Genomic DNA, 3,221 nt, shown 5'->3' on the forward strand with positions numbered 1-3,221 from the left:
CCAGTGTATTTTCAGTGCCCGATACCCAGACCTATGGCTGTGATCCGCAATAACGCATGAGTGCCCGCTCATTCTGAAACTCTGCCTTCATGATGTTCTCAAAAGCGCGGATATGCCAATCAACCACCGTCTGCGGTAGCGATGTCTCCTTGAGCGATTGTTGATAGCTGCCATAAGCCAAACTCTTCGGAAATAAGTGATCGCCACATAGTTCGTATGAACCACGTGCCAAGGCAGCGTAAGCGATATAGTCTGCCTCCCTGCGTGGGATGCCGCCTGCGACCATTTCCCGGATGTGGACTTCGAATTTTTCCTTAAAAAGGATTTCAGCGTAACTTGCAGCATGAGCACCGCCTGAAAGGGCGGCGACTATGCCAAATCCAAACATCGCATGTCGTGTTTTGCTGGTTGTTGCCATTGATCGCTCCTCCGAGCCTGCGAGCAAGTTACCGCGCACCAGTTGCAAAGCCCAGCGATTGGGCTGGTGCTTTAGCTAGCTTGGTCACGCAGCTACTCACGAAAGTAATCGTCGGCCGCGGCAGCAATAGCAGCTTTAAACTCGCCTTGTTGCATTTTCCCCACAACCATTTCCTCGATTGTAGCAGCAACTCGCACGCTATTCGTTTGGTTCCAGTCGGCTTCTGTTTTCAATTCTAATCTGAGAGATTCGTTTTTGCGAGTTGCGTGAAGCCAAATACAATTCCTGCACAAATTGATGGCAGTGACATCGATGTCCGCGCTTAACCAACCTACCCAACGAGCATGGACAAGGCGCCGGCCGACCTTCTCGCAGTTGCGGCACGTCACCCGCACCAGAATGCCACACCGATCCGCCCCACCCAGAGATCTCTCCTTGTCTTGAGAACAGAATGAGAAAGTAGTCCCAATCAGTCAATGGCGACGATGCCGGTCCGAGACTTCACTCCAGGCACCGAGCACTACTGACGAAACCACGTAAGGCCGAGTCTCGGATTTTGTTCCATAGTTATTATTACCTCGTATTCGGTCAATGGGTGTACTATACAAAAAGAAACTAGGAATGTTGGTCAGCAGGACCGGAGCCGTTGGTTCGGATTGATGCTCTCCACAGCGCGTTCAGGTGATGAACGCTTTCGCAGAGTTGGAATCCATTATGGATGTCGTTGTAAGAACTTATTCAGGTAAGGGCTCGAAAGAGCTGTTTTCATTGCTGGAAGAGCATAAGGCAGACATTGAAAAGCTTATGCGCACAGTCAAAGGATTTGTAAGCTACACTCTAGCCCGCAGTAGTGAGAGCGACGGCGGCCTATCGATGACCGTATGCCAGGACAAGGCCGGTACTGAAGAGAGTGTCCGCGCTGCAAAGGAGTGGATCTCAAAAAATGCCGCAAACATTAGCGTGGATGCGCCAAAGGTATCCGCAGGATCTATAATTATCCACGCCACATAGCAGTAGTTTTCAATGGTTTGCCGGTCGAGCAACTATCGGCCGGCTTTCCGCTCCTTATCGGGTGTCAATTACTCTTTTACGGCCATCAGTCTGATGGCTTGGAGTGGATTCGCATGTTCGCAGACAATAACCATAATACGCTCGTAAGGGACCCCCTCACCATTTCGGGACCCGATGAAAAAGGCCACATCACCGTATCTGGTCCTCTTGAAGAGATTTCACGTACGGTGCTCGAGCTTGCGGAAAATATGCAGACAGCAGGATTGGGCGAACCATGGTGCTGCACGTGCGAACTGGACGGACGAAATTACGAAATTCATCCTGAGTTGCCAAAAGATGCGATATCAGCAGCATCCTACAAATGTTACAGAGAAACAGGTCTCCGTTCGTTTACTAAATTGAGGCCCGGGCGCTGTTGATTCCGGCCCAGTGAACCTTCAGAAGCGCCACGACTTCGGCCGGGCCATGCTATTCGAAAGGACGAAGGTAATGTCGAGGAAATCCGCTCCATCAGACCGCGACGCATTTATTAAGCGCCTGAAGGTTGTCATTACGGAGTATCAGGCAATTGCGGAGCGACTTCTAGCTGGAACCGATCAAGTTTTTAGTACCGGAAGACACGGGGGCGAGGAGATTTCAATTGAAACCGCGAGACACTACAAGCGGCTTATTTCCCACTACAGGGGCGTTGTCACTCGCTACGAGGCGGAAAAGAAGGGGAAAAAGTTGGGGCAAAATCCTGCGGTCGGCCTCAAAAGCCTCTAGCGATTCTTTCCGGTCTCCTCCCAGATATAAAATACCGGCTTCGTCTGCCGCGGCGATAAATGGTCGGAATAATACCGCCTAATCCATCAAGGCAATTTCAGCGCGGAATTTTGGCCCATGTTTTGGCCAGCTTTTTCCAGAAGCGCAGAGGCATCTTGAATGGAAGAGACATTCAGCATCTGTCCTGAGTTCGAAGCTTTAATGATTGCGTGTGGAAGGTTAAAACTGCCCACATTGCAAACGCGCATACCGACCTTTGTTCCGACCACCTACTAAAAGAGTGAAGGGTCAATCGATTGACTTATTGTCGATTTGAGCGCGTTAGTTGAGTGTCGTCAGGCATAACACGGCCACTGACGCTTGAGAGTATCTGCTCCCGCCTACTAACTGCGAGGAGACAGACATGTTGCTAGCCCATAGACCCAAAACCAGCCCGCATCTCATACTCCCCGATGATTGGGTGGTGCTGCAAGTTGCACATGATACCGCATCGAGGATTTTGGGCCGATCCCCGAAAACCCATCCCTATGCCGACCGCCTGGCAAAGCAGATATTCCGCTTGTTTGATTTAGGCCATCGGGACATTGCCATCATCGCCGCAATCGCTGCACAAACGGAACGTGCGCGAGCCGGGATATCTGACAACAGGAACAATATGCTGACGTTCGTTCCTTGGGCAAATGAATGTGCATGACCCTTTAACTCGAAAGGACGCAGCCCTTTTTATATGGATCGTGTGGATCGGGAGGATCGCTTAACTGCGATGTTGTCATTCAGGGATACCACAGACCGTAGGATGACGTGGAACAGGGACGACCAGCCAGACTCAAAACGGAAATCGAATGACAATTGGCAAGCCCAATCAGCCGCGGAGCCATGCCGATCGCTTTGACGCTTGCCAAGGTGCGATCGAAGACGAACTCATTGAGTTAATCGGGCGAGCCTGTGATGCCGGGTGGCAAAATGATGAAATACTTTCGGCCGTCATTGCCCTGGCAGACGATCTATCGCTCGCTCGGCGGGAGGA

Annotated in this window: 4 protein-coding genes; 3 read left to right on the top strand and 1 reads right to left on the bottom strand. The window is 51.2% G+C overall.

What is annotated here, in order from left to right:
* Nucleotides 1-31 precede the first annotated feature (31 nt).
* The gene (locus AAAC48_RS17965; protein WP_340655493.1) at nt 32-418 is read right to left on the bottom strand and encodes a hypothetical protein; all 387 of its coding nucleotides are present in this window, start codon (nt 416-418) and stop codon (nt 32-34) included.
* A 714-nt stretch (nt 419-1,132) separates the two neighbouring features.
* On the opposite strand from AAAC48_RS17965, the gene AAAC48_RS17970 reads away from it, so the two are divergent.
* From AAAC48_RS17970 to AAAC48_RS17980, 3 genes are all read left to right on the top strand, one after another.
* A complete protein-coding gene (locus AAAC48_RS17970; protein ID WP_340655494.1) occupies nt 1,133-1,429 on the top strand; it encodes a hypothetical protein in 297 nt (98 codons plus the stop codon).
* A gap of 489 nt (nt 1,430-1,918) precedes the next feature.
* Nucleotides 1,919-2,194, top strand: a complete 276-nt coding sequence (locus AAAC48_RS17975; protein ID WP_340655495.1) for a hypothetical protein — start codon at nt 1,919-1,921, stop codon at nt 2,192-2,194.
* Nucleotides 2,195-3,036: 842 nt separating this feature from the next.
* Nucleotides 3,037-3,221 (top strand): hypothetical protein (locus AAAC48_RS17980; RefSeq protein WP_340655496.1); only part of this gene is annotated, 185 nt, incomplete at its 3' end.

This window comes from Phyllobacterium sp. (genome assembly GCF_037994405.1).
In the GTDB taxonomy this organism is placed as follows: domain Bacteria; phylum Pseudomonadota; class Alphaproteobacteria; order Rhizobiales; family Rhizobiaceae; genus Phyllobacterium.

Coding starts and splice junctions, on each gene's coding strand:
- AAAC48_RS17970 (WP_340655494.1), top strand. CDS start 1,133: ATGGATGTCGTTGTAAGAACTTATTCAGGTAAGGGCTCGAAAGAGCTG.
- AAAC48_RS17965 (WP_340655493.1), bottom strand. CDS start 418: ATGGCAACAACCAGCAAAACACGACATGCGATGTTTGGATTTGGCATA.
- AAAC48_RS17975 (WP_340655495.1), top strand. CDS start 1,919: ATGTCGAGGAAATCCGCTCCATCAGACCGCGACGCATTTATTAAGCGC.